Source organism: Rothia sp. 27098_8_27 (genome assembly GCF_041432805.1).
GTDB classification, from domain to species: Bacteria; Actinomycetota; Actinomycetes; order Actinomycetales; family Micrococcaceae; genus Rothia; species Rothia mucilaginosa.
In genome coordinates, this window is the sequence record NZ_JAPWAJ010000001.1 from 625,505 (window position 1) to 644,550 (window position 19,046).

General features: G+C 59.7%; 13 protein-coding genes and 3 tRNA genes. 5 read left to right on the plus strand and 11 right to left on the minus strand.

Annotation, left to right across the window (positions count from 1 at the left end; all coding sequences use genetic code 11):
* Positions 1-186: 186 nt before the first annotated feature.
* Positions 187-1,242, minus strand: a complete 1,056-nt coding sequence (locus O3675_RS02320; RefSeq protein ID WP_049362080.1) for a 3-isopropylmalate dehydrogenase — start codon at positions 1,240-1,242, stop codon at positions 187-189.
* 182 nt (positions 1,243-1,424) lie between these two features.
* Complete coding sequence (locus O3675_RS02325; protein WP_371570712.1) at positions 1,425-2,855, minus strand: transcriptional initiation protein Tat; 1,431 nt, start codon at positions 2,853-2,855, stop codon at positions 1,425-1,427.
* A 587-nt stretch (positions 2,856-3,442) separates the two neighbouring features.
* On the opposite strand from O3675_RS02325, the gene O3675_RS02330 reads away from it, so the two are divergent.
* Both O3675_RS02330 and O3675_RS02335 read left to right on the plus strand, forming a co-directional pair.
* Positions 3,443-4,861, plus strand: coding sequence for a histidine kinase (locus O3675_RS02330; RefSeq protein WP_371570715.1), 1,419 nt, complete (start codon positions 3,443-3,445; stop codon positions 4,859-4,861).
* Between the two features lie 41 nt (positions 4,862-4,902).
* The gene (locus O3675_RS02335) at positions 4,903-5,760 is read left to right on the plus strand and encodes a response regulator (protein WP_371570717.1); all 858 of its coding nucleotides are present in this window, start codon (positions 4,903-4,905) and stop codon (positions 5,758-5,760) included.
* A 138-nt stretch (positions 5,761-5,898) separates the two neighbouring features.
* Here the strand turns inward: O3675_RS02335 and O3675_RS02340 are convergent, their stop codons facing one another.
* The 8 genes from O3675_RS02340 to O3675_RS02375 form a co-directional block, all read right to left on the minus strand.
* The gene (locus O3675_RS02340) at positions 5,899-6,216 is read right to left on the minus strand and encodes a nucleotidyltransferase family protein (RefSeq protein WP_005505534.1); all 318 of its coding nucleotides are present in this window, start codon (positions 6,214-6,216) and stop codon (positions 5,899-5,901) included.
* A 201-nt stretch (positions 6,217-6,417) separates the two neighbouring features.
* Positions 6,418-9,171, minus strand: coding sequence for an FtsX-like permease family protein (locus O3675_RS02345; protein WP_371570720.1), 2,754 nt, complete (start codon positions 9,169-9,171; stop codon positions 6,418-6,420).
* Between the two features lie 3 nt (positions 9,172-9,174).
* The gene (locus tag O3675_RS02350) at positions 9,175-9,942 is read right to left on the minus strand and encodes an ABC transporter ATP-binding protein (protein ID WP_012903286.1); all 768 of its coding nucleotides are present in this window, start codon (positions 9,940-9,942) and stop codon (positions 9,175-9,177) included.
* Between the two features lie 335 nt (positions 9,943-10,277).
* Positions 10,278-11,822, minus strand: a complete 1,545-nt coding sequence (metG, locus tag O3675_RS02355) for a methionine--tRNA ligase (RefSeq protein WP_371570722.1) — start codon at positions 11,820-11,822, stop codon at positions 10,278-10,280.
* A gap of 627 nt (positions 11,823-12,449) precedes the next feature.
* Positions 12,450-12,522, minus strand: a tRNA-Lys gene (locus O3675_RS02360).
* 211 nt (positions 12,523-12,733) lie between these two features.
* A complete protein-coding gene (ilvC, locus tag O3675_RS02365) occupies positions 12,734-13,762 on the minus strand; it encodes a ketol-acid reductoisomerase (RefSeq protein ID WP_005508646.1) in 1,029 nt (342 codons plus the stop codon).
* 236 nt (positions 13,763-13,998) lie between these two features.
* Positions 13,999-14,499: an acetolactate synthase small subunit gene (gene ilvN, locus O3675_RS02370; protein ID WP_005505523.1), complete on the minus strand. Its 501-nt coding sequence runs from the start codon at positions 14,497-14,499 to the stop codon at positions 13,999-14,001.
* Positions 14,499-16,301, minus strand: coding sequence for an acetolactate synthase large subunit (locus tag O3675_RS02375; protein ID WP_371570724.1), 1,803 nt, complete (start codon positions 16,299-16,301; stop codon positions 14,499-14,501). The genes ilvN and O3675_RS02375 overlap by 1 nt, the downstream gene beginning before the upstream one ends.
* 461 nt (positions 16,302-16,762) lie before the next feature.
* Between O3675_RS02375 and O3675_RS02380 the strand changes: the two genes are divergently transcribed.
* On the plus strand, positions 16,763-17,302 hold the full coding sequence (locus O3675_RS02380) for a hypothetical protein (RefSeq protein ID WP_005508644.1): 540 nt from the start codon (positions 16,763-16,765) through the stop codon (positions 17,300-17,302).
* A 648-nt stretch (positions 17,303-17,950) separates the two neighbouring features.
* Here O3675_RS02380 and O3675_RS02385 read toward each other — a convergent pair.
* Positions 17,951-18,023 (minus strand) — tRNA-Lys (locus tag O3675_RS02385).
* Positions 18,024-18,242: 219 nt separating this feature from the next.
* Between O3675_RS02385 and bcp the strand changes: the two genes are divergently transcribed.
* Both bcp and O3675_RS02395 read left to right on the plus strand, forming a co-directional pair.
* Entirely contained in the window at positions 18,243-18,719 is a 477-nt protein-coding gene (gene bcp / locus O3675_RS02390; RefSeq protein ID WP_314681718.1) for a thioredoxin-dependent thiol peroxidase, read from the plus strand.
* A 186-nt stretch (positions 18,720-18,905) separates the two neighbouring features.
* Positions 18,906-18,987 (plus strand) — tRNA-Leu (locus tag O3675_RS02395).
* Positions 18,988-19,046: the final 59 nt, after the last annotated feature.

Here is a 19,046-nt window from a genome sequence, read left to right on the forward strand (position 1 = left end):
CGCACCTTTTCTCCCATTCAGGATGTGAACAGGTGGGATTCGGCGGGCTTGTTGGAAGTTAGGTATCGGAGATGCCCTCCCCCATCTTCTGTAGCTAGGTACGGGTGAAGCCCGGAAGGTGTGTTCCTTCCGGGCTTCACTAGCGTAGTTCACGTTTTAGCCGAGCCAGTTTTAGCCGGGCAAGTATTAACCGAGGCGTGCGAGCACGTCCGCACCGACCTGGTCGGTTCCGCGCACGCTCGCGCCGTTCTCGCGCATATCTGCCTCAACAGCGTCCTCAATGCGGGCTGCGGCGGCGTCGTGGCCGAGGTGGCGCAGCAGCATTGCGCCAGCGAGGATTGCGGCGGTGGGGTTTGCCTTGTTCTGGCGGGCGATGTCCGGTGCGGAGCCGTGTACGGGCTCGAACATGGAGGGGAACTCGCCGACGGCGTTGATGTTGCCGCTTGCCGCGTAGCCGATACCGCCGGTCACTGCACCGGCGAGGTCGGTGATGATGTCGCCGAAGAGGTTGTCGGTGACGATCACGTCGAAGCGTGCGGGGTCGGTGACCATGAAGATGGTGGTCGCGTCAATGTGCAGGTAGTCAGTCTCAACCTCGGGGAATTCAGCCGCGATTTCGGTGAAGTAGCGGTTGTAGAGGCGACCTGCGTGGGTGAGCACGTTGGTCTTGTGCACGAGGGTGACCTTCTTGCGGCGGGTGGAGGCAAGCTCGAAAGCATAGCGGACCAGGCGCTCCACACCGTGGGCGGTGTTGAGGGAGACTTCGGTGGCGATTTCGTGCGGGGTGCCCTGGCGAATCACGCCGCCGTTGCCGATGTAGGGGCCTTCGGTGCCTTCACGCACGACCACAAAGTCGATGTTGCCGGGGTTGGCGAGCGGGGAGACTGCGCCGGGGTACAGGCGGGAGGGACGCAGGTTGATGTAGTGGTCGAAGGCGAAGCGCAGCTTGAGGAGCATTTCGCGTTCGATGAGGCCGGAGGGAATCTGACCGCTGCGGGGGTCTGCACCAATGGCGCCGAAGAGGATCGCGTCGTGCTGCTTGAGGGCGTCCATGGTGGAGTCGGGCAGGGTTTCACCGGTTTCCAGCCAGTGCTCGGCGCCGAGCTTGTAGTGGGTGGGGGTTACGGTGATGTTTTCGAGCTCGCAGGCGCGGGTGAGGATGCGCTGGGCTTCGGTAATGATTTCGGGGCCGATGCCGTCGCCGGGGATGACGGCGAGGTCGATGCTACGTGCTTCAGTCATGCCTCTACCCTAATACGCACCACGGGTGGGCGGTAGAGTGTGCGGGCGGGTTCTCAGACTCTGGGCTAGGGAGGGGTGGGCTAGATGGGTACTGCCAGTTAAAACAATATTCCCCGACTGAATCATCAGCCGGGGAATATTGTTTATCTACGAGTTCTCACAGGGTAAGAACTTAGACGCTATTAGGAGCGCTCGCAGAGGGTGACCTTCACGTAACCGGGGTTACGAACGCCAGCTTCCTTTGCACCATTGTTAGCGGATGCGATGGCACCGCCGGCAACACCGGGAGCAACGTAGGAGCCACCTGCGCCACCTGCGCCTGCCTGAAGCAGTGCGCCAACGTTCTGGCGGTAACGAGTGGGCTCTTCGTTAGCGTTCCACTTCTGGGAGGTGATGATGGAGGAGAGGCCGCGAGCAGCACCGGAGCCACCACCACCGTAGCCTGCGCCACCACCTGCGGAGACAACGGTCTGGTAACCGTTGAAGGACTTGCGGGTGGATTCCTCCTTCAGGCTGGTCGTATCCTTGAGGTTAACAGGGTTGGTCGCGTGAACGATTTCCAGCTTGGAGATATCGTTGTTGTCGATCTGGTAGGAGTACGCGAAGACGCCGTCTGCACCCTTACCATCGAAGCCGGAGCCACCCTTGTCACCAGCGGTAGCGGAGCTGAAGAGCTCCTGCTTGTTCTGACTGGTGAAGCCCAGAACGCCGTAGACGTTACCCTTGTCGTTGTACAGCATGGGCTGCTCGCCACCTGCACCACCCTGACCGTTACCGCCACCGTTACCACCGGCAACCTTCATAGCGGTACGATCGGAGGCGAACGGCTTCAGGACGGTGTAGTGGGAGACAGAGGTCTCAGCGCTGTCACCGGTTGCAGCGGATGCGCTTGCACCTGCGGGCAGAACGGACTTAACGTCGGGGTCGCTCAGGCGGGTGGTGGAAGCGTCGACTGCCTTGGGGTTGTAGAACTTGTCACCTGCGGGCATGTTGTTGGTACCGGGCTGGGTACGGATGCCCGCACCGCCACCGCCACCTGCAACAGCAACCGGGGTGCCGTCGATAACCAGAGCGGAGGAACCACCACCGGAACCACCGTAGAGGTAACGCTTCATATCGGAAGGCTTGGACCAGTTAGCGTCAACGCGAGCCTTAGCGTCTGCGGGAACGGGCTGTTCGTTGACGTCACCACCGTTACCGTAACCCTTACCACCGGTTGCGGGGCGGGTCTGCCAGATAGCCGCACTGTCAACACCGGGCTCGGAAATCAGGTATGCAACACCACCGGAAGCTGCGACCAGCTCGATGACCTGGCCTTCCTTGACGGGCATTTCACCGGTCACGAGAGCACCGGAACCACCAGCAACCTGGTTGGAACCGCCACCTGCGCCACCAGCAACCTCGAAGCGAATCTTGTCAACCTTCGCGGGAACGGTGAACTTCACGGTGTCCTTAGCACCGGAAGGCTGACCGGAAATGCTGAACTTGGGAGCAGATGCGTACGCGCACTCAGTGGAAGATGCAAAAGCGGGAACCGCAGCAGATGCTGCAACAACCGGGGCAGCCCATGCTGCGCCAGCGACAACCTTGCGGCGAGAAATATTAGTAGACATGTATGTCCTTCGAGAGTGATGTCATTTTGAGGAATAAAAGTTATCACCCGCCGTCGTGCGCGGCAGAAAACATCACTTGAAACAAGTCGAGTGAGTGAGTCGGCTTGAGCCTAACCTCTGGTGATAACGACATAATGCTGTAACCGGTCCCCTACATAGGGACTTTCGCGTTTCAGAGCGCTTGGTGTTCGCTCTGCGGGGTCATAGACCACCGGCGCAGATTTCGGGTACAGCCAAAACTATACCCATCAAGAACCTGTACCGCAATGGTTCCAAAAATGGTTTGATGAGGGGGTTTCCCTTAAACTCTCCGCCTTGGTTGAAGGTTTTTCAACCAAAATAGGTTACTTAAGGGAGTTATGGGTCTCATAAACCCGAATTCGAACCCCATACAACCCCAAACTCTCAAGCTTTAGTTGAATAAATAATCTATAAAAAAGTAATTAAGGTCACTAAAAATAGCTGTTTTTGGCGTGTCATACTCACTCAAGCACACGCCCCCACACACAAACCCACAAAATATTCCTGCACGTGAGAGCAAAAAAGAGGCTCCCAATCCCACCCCACCACCCCGATACACTGGACACATGCCCCTTAAGCACACCGAACCCCAGCAGAACCCACAGCACAGCACAGAGACAGCCGAATCAGGCTACGCCGTAACGCATACCCGCGGCAGCTCAGAAAACAGCGATCTACCCGCCGACGCAATCAGCGCCTCCAGCCGCGTGCAAAACTACCTCAGAGACAAACGCGGCTGGATGAACGTCATCGTCGTCGCGCACATGCAGTTCTTCTGCTGCGTACTCTCCGCAGCCTTCGTCAACAGCTACGGCTGGATCCCGGTCATCTCCGCGCTCTGCAGCACCACCGCACTCTACTTCCGCTACCGCTTCCCCTACGGCAGCATCTACGTGATCATCGCGGCGCTCTGCCTCACCCTCGTGGAGCCCTTCCCCGACTCACTCGCCATCACCTGCTACCCGCCCGTCAGCCTCGCCGCCTACCACATCGGCAGGCACTGGACCCGCCGCGCCCGCTTCCGCGGCCTCATTCTCGGCTGGGTCGGCGCACTCGCCGTCACCGTGCAGGCCTCGCTCTCGTTCCTCTACCACTGGGACGACATACCCGCCCGCATCTTCATCTCCCTGATGCTCGGCGTGCTCTGCGGATCCATCTTCACCGTCTTCTGGTTCCTCGGCGATTCCCGCCGCATGCGCGAACTGCGCAGCGAAGAGTTCAAAGAACGCGCCCGCCGCCTCGAATACGAGCAGGAACAGGAACGCCGCCTCGCCGCGCAGGATGAACGCACCCGAATCGCCCGTGAAATGCACGATATTGTGGCGCACTCGCTCTCCAGCATTATTTCCCAGGCGGATGGGGCACGCTACGCCGCTGCGAGCGCCCGCACCGCACGCGCACAGCAGGCTCAGCAGCAGACTGAACAGGCTGAGCAGTCGAGCCGGGCGCAGAGCGAACCGGATATTGCCGAGCAGACCCTAGAACTCATCGCAGAGACGGCACGCGACTCCCTCACGCAGATGCGTTCCCTGCTCGGGCTACTCCGCACGGACGAGGCGACCGCCTACGCGCCCGTGCCCACCCTCAACGATGTGCCCGCCCTCGTGGAGCAGAGCCGCCGCGCCGGACTGCCCGTCACCTTCACCGGAATCACCGGCGCCATGGCGCGCCCCCTACCGCAGGGTGCAGAACTTGCGGCGTACCGCACCGTGCAGGAGGCACTCACCAACGCGCTCAAGCACTCCCCCGGCGCGGCAACCACCGTCACCATTCACTGGGGTGATGAGGGCCTGCAGTTGCAGGTGCAGAACGAACCGGTTTCTGCGGTCACAGCTCAGCACATTGCTCGCCCGGTCCCCGGTAGCGGCAACGGTCTGCGCGGCATGAGCGAGCGTATCGCCCTCTACCACGGCGCCCTCACCTACGGTCTGCAACCCGATGGCAGCTGGCTCGTTGAGGCGGCGCTCCCCTACCGCGACCTCTAATACCCGCGCCCTCTACTACCTCGTAATCTAGGATTGAAACTATGTACTCTTCTGCACCACAGACTTCTGCGCCACAGACTACCCAGCCGATCCGCGTGATGCTCGTTGACGACCAGCGCCTAGTGCGCGGCGGCTTGAGCATGCTCGTCAACTCCCAGCCGGACCTGCAGGTCGTCATGGAAGCTGATGACGGCCTGGCGGCGATTGACGTTTTTGACCGTATGGTGTCTGAGGGGCAGGCGCCGCAGGTCATCCTCATGGATGTGCGCATGCCTCACTGCGACGGCCTGGAGGCGGCGCGCCGTATTCTGGAGCGTGACGGCGAGCGTGAAGTTTCCGAGGATGAGCGGGTGCGCATTATTATGCTCACGACCTTCGATATTGATGAGTACGTGTATTCGGCGGTGCGTGCGGGTGCGAGCGGTTTCTTGTTGAAGGACACTCCGCCGGAGCAGCTGCTGGAGGCGATTCGTACGGTGCACCGCGGCGATGCGGTGATTGCGCCGTCTGCGACTCGCCGCCTGTTGGAGCAGATGATTCCGGTGCTGGACTCCCCCGCACCTGCCGCTCCTGTTGTTCCTGCCGCCGAGTCTGTTCCTGCTATTCCCCCGGCTGCTGGTTCTGAGCTTCCTAAGGCGACGTTTATTCCGGCTGAGCATACAAGCTTTGAGCCTGTGCAGGATTATCCTCATCGTGAGTTGATTGAGCAGTTGTCGCCGCGTGAGTTTGAGGTGCTGGGTTTGATTGCGCGTGGCTTGTCGAATGCGGAGATTACGCGGGAACTGGTGCTGTCGGAGGCGACGGTGAAGACGCATGTGTCGCATGTGTTGGCGAAGTTGGGTGCGCGTGATCGTGTGCAGGCGGTCATTATGGCGTATGAGGCGGGTATCGCCCACTAGCGCTCCCTTATATAGGGACACAGTGAAGCCCCGGCGGGCGCCTCCTGATCGAGGCACCCTCCGGGGCTCTTTAGTTAAGTAGTTTCTTGTATCTCGTCGATGATTTGTTCAAAGTCGCTCATCAGCTCAGGCAACTTCTTATAGCGGCAACTCCACCATGTCCGGTTCTGCCTCCGCATAGATGCGAGGGCGCAACCGGGTGACCATATCAACGCTACGACCGGTCAACTGTTCAATGCGGTGCTGAGCATCGACCATCTGCATGAATTCGTCAAAAGGGGCTACACCCGGCATCTGCACCAAAAAATCCAGGTCGCTGGTTTCGGTCAGCTCACCGCGGGCGGCGCTGCCGAAGAGTCGGGCACGGCGCACACCAGCGTCACGGAGGATCTGAAGAACCTCCGCTTCATGGGGTAGCGTGTACCCGCGACGCAGATTGGGGTGGCTAGTGCTCATACACCCATCATACGCGCAAAGCCAGGCTGCAGGTCAGCTCCAAGAATCTGAGAGTACAAGCACAACAGAATAGTGAGCACTGCAGACTAGAGGACACAGTGAAGCCCCGGCGGGCGCCTCCTAATCGAGGCACCCTCCGGGGCTTTCTCACGCCGAGTATCCGGGTTCGCCAGGTACTGTGACTATGCCAGATACAGCGGGTTAGCCGCGCATACCCTCAACCGGGGACATGCGAGCCGAACGAGCCGCCGGCAGAGCCGAAGCGAGCATCGCGGCGAGCACACCCACAATGAGGATGACCACGTACCAGACGTACGGCAGGTCAAGCACGAGCGGGGCGGAAGCACTCATGGAAGACATAATAATCTGCGCCGAGAGGCTACCAATCACACCACCGGAAACCATACCGAGCACCACTGCGGCGAGCGTAATCAGAATCGCTTCAATGGAAATCATGCGGCGCAGCTGCTTGCGGGACAGACCCAGCGAGCGGAGCATCGCGTTCTCGCGGCGGCGTTCGTTGACCGACAGGGTCATCGTGTTCGCCACACCAATAATCGAGATGACCACTGCGAGCATGAGCATCACCAGAGTGAAGGTCAGCATAACGGTCAGCAGCTGGTCGTAGGTCTGACGTTCCTGCAGACCACCGGTGAAGGAGCTGTCCGGGCTGGCTCGGTTCAGGTCAGCCTGCAGGGTCGCGTTCTCGCTACTGGTCAGCGGGGATGCGGCGCGCACCAGAACGACGGTGTCGTTACCGGTTGCCTGGCTGGTGACAGTCAGGTGAGCTGCCTTCGTCTGAGCTTCCTTATCACCGCTGGCGATTGCTTCTTCCAGACGCTTCTGAGCTTCCTCAGCGGCAGGGTTGGCAACCTTCTGCGGGTTCTTGGCGTCCTGCAGCTTGGCGGCGGTGGCAGGGTTGACAATCAGCAGGTGCTGCTTGGTTGCGGACTTGACGGGCTTGAGTTCCACTTCGCCGAGCGGGCCGTGTGCCTTCAGACGGCTGGACTCATTCAGCCCAGCGGACTTCCAGAGGCCCTGCGGTACGAGCACGGTGTCATCGGCAAGGTTCGAGTTTTCGCCCGGCAGGATTGCCTTCAAATCGGAGGAGCTCAAGGCCACCAGGTCGGAATTCTGGTTGGCGGTCTGTCCCTCGTATTCGACGGTGTAGTCAACCACACCGGCTGCGTAACCGACGGCGGATGTCTGAACGTTCTTAATACCCTTGACCTTGGAAGCGATTTCCTCCGCCTTGGTCACGGTGGAGGCAGCCTCGGACTGGTCGTACGAGCTGTACTTTGCCTGCGCAGAAATCGGGTACTGCTGATCCAGGGCCTTGGTCAGCGAGGCGCTCAGCACCGAGTAACCGGTGAGCACAGTCGACACGACCAGGGTACCCACCAGCACGGCGCGGCCGGTGGAGACGGTGCGCTTGGGCGAACGCAGTGCGTTGGCGAGCGCCAGCTTGCCGGTCTGGGTGCGGGTGACCTTACCGAGGGCACGTACCAGCGGGGGCAGTACCAGCGGGGTGAGGAGGAAGACCGCAATACCGAGCAGCAGCGCGGCCCCCATCATGAAGAGGATGGCCTTATTGCCGGCACCCTCACCGGAACCCTGGTTCTGAGCCAGCATAGCCAGGCCGATACCTGCGGCACCGAAGACCAGACCCAGGATCGGGCCGACCTTGCCGGGCTTGCGCACCTCAAGGTTGGTGTGCTCGCTCATCGCGCTGATGGGCGAGATGCGCAGGGCGCTTCGTGCCGGGGAGAGCGACGCCAGAACCGTCACGATGGTGCAGATCAGGGTACTGATAATCACCGGGGTGATTGAGTACGAAATCATGATGGTGGTGAGGTTTGCACCAACCAGCGCGCCAACCGGGTAGGTCAGTAGCGCACCGATGAGGGAGAACACCACGCCCACGGTAATGGATTCGATGAGTAGCATCCGTACGAGGGAGCCGCCACGGGCACCGAGGGTACGCAGCAGAGCCAGTTCACGGATGCGCTGGCCGACCAGCACCGCGAAGGTGTTGGAGATGACGAAGGAGGAAACCAGCAGAGCCAGTGCCGCGAAGGCGCCCAGAACCACACTAATGGAGGTGAAGACCGTGGAGATGGTCTTCTGGTAGTCCTCCAGCAGCTTCTGACCGGTCATGACGCGCGGGTCGTTCTTTGTGTCGCCGCTGCTGAGGGACTCCTGCAGGCTCTTGAGCTTGGCGTCGGTTACGCCGTCCTTGAACTTGAGGTAGATGAGGTTCGCGCCAGCCATGCTTCGGTAACCTGCTGCGGAACTCTTGTTTTCTGTCTCGGCTGCCTTCAGGGCGGCTTCGCCAAGGCTGGTGCCGCCAATGAAGACAGCCTGATTGGTGGTGGAGCCTTCAAAACCGGGGTCGAACAGACCGACGACGGTGTATTCGGCGGTCTTATCAGTACCGGGGGCGCTGACGGATTCCACAACGTCGGTGCTGGTGACCTTGCCGTTCAGCGAGAGGTTGTGCTTCTTCGCGAAGTAGGTAGAGACCATGATTTCGTGGTCGCTACTGGGGATTTTACCCTGCACCTTGTACGGGAAGAGGCTAGAGTCGGCGGGCAGCTGGTTGTACTGCACGGGGGTTTTCTGGTCGCCGGTACCGATCGAACCCGTGACGGCGTACTGTACCCAGTAGCCGGAGAGCAGGTCGCTCTTTTCTACTTTCTGAATCTGGTCACGAGTCAGGTAGATAGAGGTGCTGTCTTTACCGTCACTGGTTGTAGCGGCGGATGCGACGACCGCCTCGGCGCGGGAGAGCACGTCACCAACGGAGGAATTGACGGTCGCTTGCAACGAGTTGGTGAGCATCATAATGGCGGCGATGAAGAAGGATGAGATCGCGATGCCTATGCCCGTGAGAATGTATTTTCCTTTGGAGGCGCGCAGATTGGAGCGCGCCACCGTGTTCAGTGTGGTTGCCACGGCTTATCGACCTTCCAGCTGTGCCATTGCGCCGAGGACGGCGTCGTAGGTGGGTTCGATCATTTCGCCGGCGACCATGCCGTCCTTGATGAAAACCACGCGGTCTGCGTAGGAGGCAGCGTTTGCGTCGTGGGTGACCATGAGGATGGTCTGTGCGTGATCGGTTGCGGCGGCACGCAGCAGGCGCAGCACCTCGGCGCCGGAGTTGGAGTCGAGGTTACCGGTAGGTTCGTCGGCGAAGACCACTTCGGGGCGTGCGAGCAGGGCGCGCACGATGGCGACGCGCTGCTGCTGACCGCCGGAGAGCTGTTCGGGGCGGTGATCGAGGCGGGTTTCCAGGCCGAGGGTCTTAACCAGGTAGTCGCGCCACTGCGGGTCCGGCTTCTTACCGGCGAGGCCCAGCGGCAGGTCAATGTTCTGGCCCGCGGTGAGGGTGGGCACCAGGTTGAACGCCTGGAAGATGAAGCCGATGTGTTCGCGGCGGAATTCGGTGAGGGCGTTGTCCTTCAGACCGAAGAGCTCGGTACCGCCAATACGAATCGAGGTTGCCGGGTTCGGGTCGGGGGTGTCCAGGGTTGCGATGGTCTGCATCAGCGTGGACTTACCCGAGCCGGAGGGACCCATAATGGCGGTGAACTTGCCCTGTTCAAAGTCAACGGAGACGTTGTTGAGGGCGTGGACGGTTGCTTCACCCATGCCGTAGGTTTTGGAAAGGTTTCGTGCGGAGACGGCGGGCTGTGCCGTCTGTGCGTGAGGAGTTGTCGTAGTCATAGTTCAATTATTTCACGCAGCATGGCGCTGACTACAGGGTTTTTCTCATCCTCCAGGTTGATTTTGGCGGGTGTTCACCGGGTCTTGACCTACGGGCGCAGGGTTTCCCGGTGCTTCCGCGGTATGAGCTGAACGCGAGGCTGCCGGAACGGGGTACAGACCTCATCCTTAAGGATGAGTGGCGACCAAACCAGCGTCCCGTCTCTACCCTGCGCCCGTACCTCTCCATACGCGTGTACACGAAAAGCCCCCGGCTCCTCCCCACTGGGGTAAGGATGCCGAGGGCTTTCTCACGCTATCCGTTACGGCGCTGTCCGCTGATGCTCAGGCAGCTGTTATGCCTTGGGCGCTTCGTAGCGGGGGAACACCGGTGCGGGTGCGGGCAGTTCGGTGCCGGGCACGAGCGCGGTGCCGAGGGCTGCGAACTGGCGTGCGTCGCCTTCGGGTACGCCGAGCAGGGTCAGCAGCTTGGCGGTTGCGTCGGGCATGACGGGCTGCAGCAGCAGAGCGACCTGGCGTACGACCTCGAGGGTTACGTACAGCACGGTGTTCATGCGGTCGAGTTCGCCATTCTTGCGCAGGGTCCAGGGTTCCTGCTCTGCGAAGTAGGCGTTGGTGTCTGCGAGCACGGTCCAGATGCGCTCGAGGGCGCGGTGGAAGGCCTGCTCGTCGAAGTCGGCGCGAACCGGCTCGTAGAGGGCAGCCGCCTCGTCGAGGATCTGGCGGTCGGCCTCGGTGAATTCGCCGTGCTCGGGCACAGCGCCGCCGCAGTTCTTGGCGACCATGGACAGGGAACGCTGGGCAAGGTTGCCGAGGTTGTTTGCCAGGTCGGAGTTGATGCGGTTGATGATGGACTCTTCTGAGTAGGAGCCGTCCTGACCGAAGGACACCTCACGCATGAGGAAGAAGCGGACCGCGTCCAGGCCGAACGCGTTGACAAGGTTTGCGGGGTCGACGACGTTACCGACGGACTTGGACATCTTCTCGCCATTGACGAGCAGGAAGCCGTGGCCGAAGACGCGCTTGGGCAGTTCGACTCCGGCAGACCACAGGAATGCGGGCCAGTAGATGGAGTGGAATCGGGTGATGTCCTTGCCGATGAGGTGCAGGTCGGCGGGCCAGTACTTGGTGAACAGTTCGTTGTCGGTGTCGGGGTAGCCGAGGCCGGTCAGGTAGTTGGTGAGGGCGTCGACCCACACGTACATGACGTGCTTGTCGTTGCCGGGTACGGGTACGCCCCAGTCGAAGGTGGTGCGGGAGATGGACAGGTCGTTGAGGCCACCCTTGACGAAGGAGATGAGTTCGTTGCGGCGGGATTCGGGGTAGACGTAGCCTTCGTTGGCGTAGAGTTCGAGGAGCTTGTCGCCGTACTTGGAGAGGCGGAAGAAGTAGGATTCTTCTTCGGTCCATTCGACTTCGGTGCCGGTGGTGATGGCGTAGCGCTGGCCGTCGCGGACTTCGGTTTCGTCTTCTGCGTAGTAGGCTTCGTCGCGGACGGAGTACCAGCCGGCGTACTTATCGAGGTAGATGTCGCCGTTTTCTTCCATGCGCTTCCAGATGGCCTGGGATGCGACGTAGTGGTCGGGGTCGGTGGTGCGGATGAAGCGGTCGTAGCTGATGTTCAGCGCGTCGTTCATTGCTTTGAAGCGTGCGGAGTTCTCGTCGGCGAGTTCCTTAGCGGTCTTACCGAGCTTCTCGGCGGTGGTCTGCATCTTCTGGCCGTGCTCGTCGGTGCCGGTCATGAAGCGCACGTCGAAGCCGTCGAGGCGCTTGAAGCGGGCTAGCACGTCGGCTGCGATGGTTTCGTAGGCGTGGCCGATGTGCGGGTTGCCATTGGGGTAGGAGATGGCGGTGGTGATGTAGAACGGAGTTGCAGTCATAACTTTCAGTTTACCGCAGTCTTAGGTGCGACTCTCACCGGGGTTACACTCTGATACGCGGTGGCTCATTGTTTGCGGGGTGGAGGCTGCCACGCAACAGGCTAAACCGCGACAGCCTCCCCGCCCCAGTTCGCTAGGCACGGGGCGCACACCCAAACCACGAACCACCCGCGGCGGGATTAGCTCGAGGTTCGGCACCCTCCTCGCTCCTACAGGGGCACCCGCCCTCGCTTCGCTTCGGGCACCCTGATGTCGCTACGGAGGCCACCGAAACCTCCATGCACCCGCCAGATTGCGTATAGGCGTGCCCACCGGGAAGCTACGTTTTCCGGAAGCGCCCTCAGGGTGTCACACGGACGCTCTCCGCAGCGAAGCAAGGAAAGAGCGGAGCGTCCGGGGGACGGGTGCCCCTGCGTAGGCGCGGAGGAAACATGTAGTGCACCCCGTAGTCTTGGGAGACGCGAGGTACCCACCCACCCCACCCCTGTAGGAACGAGGGCGAATACCGTCTTCCAAGCATCGAACACCAGAGCAAGGGGATATCTATATCTCAAGCCAAAATCTATAAAATTCGGGGAACGCAAAAATCCCGCCGATTCCGAAGAATCAGCGGGATTTTCTTTGAAGTGCGCCCCCTGGGACTCGAACCCAGAACCCATTGATTAAGAGTCAATTGCTCTGCCAATTGAGCTAGAGGCGCTTATTTGTTTTTCAGGGTTTCCCCTGCAACAAGTAAATACTATACGGCATTTTGTGAGTGTTCACAACTCGATTGAGCATGAACTGCATCACATATCTAATGGGTGCTGCTGTTCAGCTTGAAACAGTAAGAATCCGGCGCCCCGCCCCTCCCCTATAGCGGGGTGTGGGCGGAACGCCGGATTCTTAGAAAGCTATTGCTGAGCTACCGTTTAGCGAGCGACGGAACCTTCGGTGTAGTCGTCGTCAACGGAGTTCCAGGAGAACAGCTCGCGCAGCTTGCGGCCGGTTGCCTCGATGGGGTGTGCCTCACCCTTTGCGCGCAGTTCCTTGAACTCGGGTGCGCCTGCAGCCTGGTCTTCCATGAAGCGCTTTGCAAAGTTGCCGTTCTGGATGTCTGCCAGGACAGCCTTCATGTTTTCCTTGACCTCGGGGGAGATCACGCGGGGGCCGGAGACGTAGTCGCCGTACTCTGCGGTGTCGGAGATGGACCAACGCTGCTTAGCGATGCCACCCTCGATCATCAGGTCAACGATGAGCTTGAGCTCGTGCAGGACCTCGAAGTAAGCAATCTCGGGCTGGTAGCCTGCTTCGGTCAGAACCTCGAAGCCGTACTGAACCAGCTGGGAGGTGGAGCCGCAGAGGACTGCCTGCTCACCGAACAGGTCGGACTCGGTCTCTTCGGTGAAGGTGGTCTTGATGACGCCTGCGCGGGTTGCGCCGAGGCCCTTTGCGTAGGACAGTGCCAGTGCGAGTGCTTCGCCGGATGCGTCCTTCTCAACTGCAACCAGGGCGGGAACGCCGCGGCCTGCTTCGAATTCGCGGCGGACGGTGTGGCCGGGGCCCTTGGGGGCGACCATTGCCACGTCGACACCCTCGGGTGCGGTGATGTAGCCGAAGCGGATGTTGAAGCCGTGTGCGAAGAACAGTGCGTTGCCGGGCTTCAGGTGGGGTTCGATGCTCTCTGCGTAGACCTTTGCCTGGACCTGGTCCGGGGTCAGGATCATAATGACGTCTGCTTCTGCTGCTGCTTCTGCAACGGTTGCGACGCGCAGGCCTTCTGCCTCAGCCTTGGCACGGGACTTGGAGCCCTCGGACAGACCGACGATGACCTTCACGCCGGAGTCACGCAGGTTCAGTGCGTGTGCGTGGCCCTGGGAGCCGTAGCCGATAACTGCTACGGTGCGGCCCTGAATCAGGGAGAGGTCTGCGTCGTCGTTGTAGAAAATGGTTGCTGCCATTTCTTCTCCTCAGTAAGTTTGGTATGCGGCCCAGGCTGGGCTCAACATTGACTATTCTACTTGAAAGCTGTTTAGTTGCGGGCTGTCGAGAGTACTTCTCAGCATCTGAAGTATCCGGAAGGTCTGTGAGCCCATAGGGGCGGGTATCGCATCGCCGCCGGTTTCCCGGTCGAAGCGGTGCGATACCCGAAGCTATCCCCCGCTAATGCGGGGTTGGTATGACACCCTGGTGGGTGTTAGATGCGCTCGCTCATGGCGCGGGGGCCACGTGCCAGGCCGATGGTGCCTGCGCGAACGATTTCGCGAACACCGTAAGGCTCCAGAACATCCAGAAGTGCATTGAGCTTCTCCTCAGAACCGGTTGCCTCGATGACAACAGACTCGGGGGAAACGTCAATCACGGATGCACGGAACAGGTCAGCTGCCTGAACAATCTGCAGGCGTGCTACTGCGTCTGCCTTGACCTTAATCAGGATGTGACCACGCTGGGTGGAGGAGTCTGCGGGAAGCTCGACGACCTTCAGCACGTGAACAAGCTTGTTCAGCTGCTTAGTAATCTGCTCGATGGTGTGAGCGTCACCTTCGGTTACGACGGTGATGCGGGAGACACCGGGGTTTTCGGTGGGGCCCACAGCCAGGGAGAGGATGTTGAACAGTCGGCGGGAGAACAGGCCGGAGACGCGGGTGAGAACGCCCGGCTTATCTTCTACCAGAACGGACAGAGTGTGCTGAGACATTAGTTCTCTCCCTCACGATCGAACTCGGGCGAAGTGTTCTTCGCAATCCAAATCTTGTCATTAGAAACGCCTGCCGGGACCATGGGCCAGACGAGGGCGTGGGGGCTGACGGTGAAGTCAATGACGACGGGGCGGTCGTTGATTTCGAGGGCAGCCTTGATGGTTGCGTCCACGTCTTCGTCGCGTTCGCAACGGAAGGTTGCGCAGCCGTATGCTTCGCCGAGCTTGACGAAGTCGGGGATGCGTACGGTGCCGTGGCCGTCCTTCAGGTCGGTGTTGGAGTAGCGCTCGTTGTAGAACAGGGTCTGCCACTGGCGCACCATGCCGAGGGAGGAGTTGTTGATGATAGCAACCTTGATGGGGATGTTGTTCTGTGCACAGGTGACCAGTTCCTGATTGGTCATCTGGAAGCAGCCGTCGCCGTCGATAACCCACACGGTGGATTCGGGGTGTGCGACCTTTGCGCCCATACCTGCGGGCACGCCGTAGCCCATGGTACCCAGACCAGCGGAGCTGACGAAGTGGCGGGGGCTCTCCTGCTGAATGTAGTGTGCACCCCACATCTGGTGCTGGCCAACGCCGGTGACGTAGTATGCGTCGGGGCCGGTGAGGGCGCTGATGCGCTCGAGGACGTATTCGGGCGAGCCGAGGCCGTCGTTGGGCTTTTCGTAGCCGAGCGGGTAATCCTTGCGGATGACGTTCAGCTCGTTCCACCATTCGGTGAGGTTCGGCAGCTGGTCTGCGAACTCGGTGGAGAGCAGGTCGGTCAGCTCGGGCAGTACGTACTTGAGGTCGCCGACGATCGGAACATCCGCGAAGCGGATCTTCGAGATTTCTGCCGGGTCAACGTCAATGTGGATGACCTTAGCTTCGGGTGCGAAGGAGTCGAGCTTACCGGTGACGCGGTCGTCGAAGCGTGCGCCGAGGGTGATCAGCAGGTCAGACTTCTGCATTGCGGCGACGGCGGGAACGGTGCCGTGCATGCCGGGCATGCCGAGGTTCTGGGGGTCAGAGTCGGGGAATGCACCGATAGCGTTCAGGGTGGTGACGACGGGTGCGCCGATGAGCTTAGCCAGCTTGTGGAACTCTTCGGAAGCACCTGCGCGGACCAGGCCACCGCCGACGTAGAAGACGGGGCGCTTGGATTCGGTGATGAACTTTGCAGCTTCGTGAATCTGCTTGGAGTGGCCGCGGGTGACGGGGGTGTAGCCGCGTAGCTCCAGGTCCTCAGGAATGCCGCGGTATTCCATCATGCCGACCTGTGCGTCCTTGGTGACGTCCACGAGCACGGGGCCGGGGCGGCCGGTGGATGCAATGTGGAATGCTGCTGCGAGCGCGCGGGGGATGTCCTGCGGGTCGGTGATCATGAAGGAGTGCTTGGAGATGGGCATTGCCATGCCGACGATGTCAGCTTCCTGGAATGCGTCAGAGCCCAGCAGCTTAGTGGACACCTGGCCGGTGATTGCGACCAGGGGGATGGAGTCCATGTTTGCGTCAGCGATTGCGGTCAGCAGGTTGGTTGCGCCGGGGCCGGAGGTTGCGATGCACACGCCGGTCTTGCCGCTGGACACTGCGTAGCCCTGAGCGGCGTGGCCTGCGCCCTGCTCGTGGCGGACCAGGATGTGGCGGACCTTCTTGGAGTCGTACAGGGGGTCATAGGTCGGCAGAATGGCTCCACCAGGCAGGCCGAATACGTCAGTCACACCCAGGTCTTCGAGGGTGCGGACGATTGCCTGAGAACCGGTCATGCGTTCTGCGGGAGCGTTTGCCGCGTCATCAGAAGTGGAAAATCCCATAGTCATGGAAATGCCTCGTGTCTTAATGGTTCTTCGTTGTACTCAATGTTCTGCGTGGGGTTTGTGTGATCCTCACGCATCCTATGCCCGGGGGTACCAAGCTATAAAAAATGCCCCTCGCTGTTGGTGGTAGCGGTAGGGGCGCTCAGTCGCAGTGAATAGACCCTGCCACGCGCCCTAGGCGACGTCGACAAGGCGTAGAATTCGCTGGAACATTGCTGTCTTCACCCTTCTATGGTGCGCCCCAAGAAGGGGTGAGTCAAATCTCTATCGAGCAACACGCCCGTTTTTGTTTATAAAGGCGCAGGTCAGATACTTTCTTTCATGATGTGGACACATTGCGCTTGTTGACACATTCCCACGTGTTCATTTGAACAGGTGAGAAAAACTCGCATTTTTGGACGTCATGGCGCGTAATATGTGCGAATACTCGTGACCTTCGTTGGTTGCCCCGGTAGACTGAAGCTATGACCGAACCGATCATCCCGGTCGCTGATGAGCTGACCGAAGCAAGTAAGTACGCAGAGGTTGTTGACCCCCGTAACTCTGTTGAGAGTGACGTGTTTTTGACGGGTGAGGAACTTATCCGAGTTCTGCACCCGGTTTTTGACGAGCAGATTATTAATTACGGTGCATACAATTTGGTGTATGCGACGGGCCGTGCGGTTTACCGTAATCCTGATTTGGCGTTGCATCAGTATCCTGATCAGCAGCATTTTATTGTTGGGTATCAGGATGCGCCTGATGAGGTGATTATTGCTCCGGTGAATTTGCCGGCGTTGACGCCTGCGGGTACGGCAACGACGATTGATAATACGAATGCTCTGCATGCGTATCGTGTGGGTGATGATGCGGTGACGCTTGAGTCGGTGAATGGCAGCTCGTTTTATTTGTCGTTTGAGGATAATGCTGAGGTTGCGACTCACCTTGGTACTGGCCTGTTGGAGCAGGGTAAGGATGTGGAGGATTTCCGTGAGTTTGTGACGCGGATTTGGCCGGTCCTGTAACAGAGACTTTTCGAAATGATTGCCCGCTGCTGTTGTGTGACGGTGGCGGGCTTTCGTGTGCCTTAAGTCTGCCACGTTGCTGGCTTGAGGGGCGGTGCACGTCCTCGCTCCTACAGGGGCACCCGCCCTCGCTTCGCTTCGGGCACCCTGATGTCGCTACGGACGGCACCGGCGCCTCGGCGCGCACCAGATTTGCCAACAGACAAAACGCTAAAAGGCGACAGCCCTCCCCGCCCCACACGCAAAACACCCAACCACCACGCAACACACTAAACCGCGACAGCCTCCCCCGCGCCAGTTCGCTAGGCACGGGGCGCACATACTGAACCACCGCCTAACCCAACGGACCGGCGAGATTTCGCGAACCACTGAACCACAGGACGTAAAGAGGAGCGGGGCGGCACATCGGTAGCGCGCCGCGTTTTCCGGATGCGCCCTCAGGGTGTCACACGGACGCTCTCCGCAGCGAAGCAAGGAGGTGTGGAGCGTCCGGGTGACGGGTGCCCCTGCGTAGGCGCGGAGGAAACATGCGACGCGCATCATCAGAAACAAAGCCGGACACAAGCTCCTCAAGCTCAAAAACTGTATTTATTCGGGGAACGCAAAAATCCCGCCGATTCCGAAGAATCAGCGGGATTTTCTTTGAAGTGCGCCCCCTGGGACTCGAACCCAGAACCCATTGATTAAGAGTCAATTGCTCTGCCAATTGAGCTAGAGGCGCTTGCTTGTTTCAAGGTTTCCCTTGCAACAGAAAAATACTATACGCGAGTTTTTGTGGTGTGCGCAAGTTGATTTGGAGTGAGCCTGGACACATTGTTTGGGTGGGGTGTGTGGGACACTAGACTGTGTGTATTGCATGGGGCGCGTCCGCCCTTGGTACTGTGTGGGGCGCATCCGCCGCTCCCCTGCTGATCTCTATTGATGTTTTGAGGAGTTATTGATGAGCGTTCGTCTTGAGCCGGGCACCCCGGCGCCTGCTTTTACCCTTGCTGATGCGTCGGGTAAGAAACATAGCCTGAGTGATTATGCGGGTAGCAAGGTGATTTTGTATTTTTATCCGAAGGCTTCGACTCCGGGTTGCACGAAGGAGGCGTGCGATTTCCGCGATAATTTGGCGTCGTTGAAGTCGTTGGGTTACGTGGTGTTGGGTGTTTCTCCGGATTCGCCGGCGGCTATTGCTCGTTTTGTGGAGAAGGAGTCGTTGACGTTCCCGCTGCTGTCTGATGCTGATCATGCGGTGGCTGAGGCGTATGGTGCGTGGGGTGAGAAGAAGAATTACGGCAAGGTGTATGAGGGCCTGATTCGTTCGACGTTTGTGATTGATGAGCAGGGTGTTATTTCTGTGGCTCAGTACAATGTGCGTGCGACGGGTCACGTGGCGAAGTTGCGTCGTGATTTGGGTATTGACCCGAAGTAGGGTCACGTTTTTTGGGGTTTGCGTATCGCTGTTCTACTGCTTCTTGAGGGGGCTGTTGTTCGGCGTGTTTGCGGACTTTTTGCCCTATGGGGGCTTCTTTTAAGGCTTGGAGAACCTTGGTTCCTGGTGTACACTAATTTTTTGTTGCCTCAGACGCATGCATCTTCGGATGTGGGGTGACGCTACGCGCGAGTGGTGAAATTGGCAGACACGCAGGATTTAGGTTCCTGTGCCTTATGGCGTGGGGGTTCAAGTCCCCCCTCGCGCACACACATTCACATTGGGCCCGCCGTCACGGTTTTCGTGGCGGCGGGTTCTCTTGCATGT

Bases quoted from the DNA above. Each gene is read 5' to 3' on its own strand.
- O3675_RS02375 (WP_371570724.1), bottom strand. From the start codon at position 16,301: ATGACTATGGGATTTTCCACTTCTGATGACGCGGCAAACGCTCCCGCA.
- bcp (WP_314681718.1), top strand. From the start codon at position 18,243: ATGAGCGTTCGTCTTGAGCCGGGCACCCCGGCGCCTGCTTTTACCCTT.
- O3675_RS02340 (WP_005505534.1), bottom strand. From the start codon at position 6,216: ATGAGCACTAGCCACCCCAATCTGCGTCGCGGGTACACGCTACCCCAT.
- O3675_RS02325 (WP_371570712.1), bottom strand. From the start codon at position 2,855: ATGTCTACTAATATTTCTCGCCGCAAGGTTGTCGCTGGCGCAGCATGG.
- O3675_RS02320 (WP_049362080.1), bottom strand. From the start codon at position 1,242: ATGACTGAAGCACGTAGCATCGACCTCGCCGTCATCCCCGGCGACGGC.
- O3675_RS02335 (WP_371570717.1), top strand. From the start codon at position 4,903: ATGTACTCTTCTGCACCACAGACTTCTGCGCCACAGACTACCCAGCCG.
- O3675_RS02380 (WP_005508644.1), top strand. From the start codon at position 16,763: ATGACCGAACCGATCATCCCGGTCGCTGATGAGCTGACCGAAGCAAGT.
- O3675_RS02330 (WP_371570715.1), top strand. From the start codon at position 3,443: ATGCCCCTTAAGCACACCGAACCCCAGCAGAACCCACAGCACAGCACA.
- O3675_RS02350 (WP_012903286.1), bottom strand. From the start codon at position 9,942: ATGACTACGACAACTCCTCACGCACAGACGGCACAGCCCGCCGTCTCC.
- metG (WP_371570722.1), bottom strand. From the start codon at position 11,822: ATGACTGCAACTCCGTTCTACATCACCACCGCCATCTCCTACCCCAAT.
- ilvN (WP_005505523.1), bottom strand. From the start codon at position 14,499: ATGTCTCAGCACACTCTGTCCGTTCTGGTAGAAGATAAGCCGGGCGTT.
- ilvC (WP_005508646.1), bottom strand. From the start codon at position 13,762: ATGGCAGCAACCATTTTCTACAACGACGACGCAGACCTCTCCCTGATT.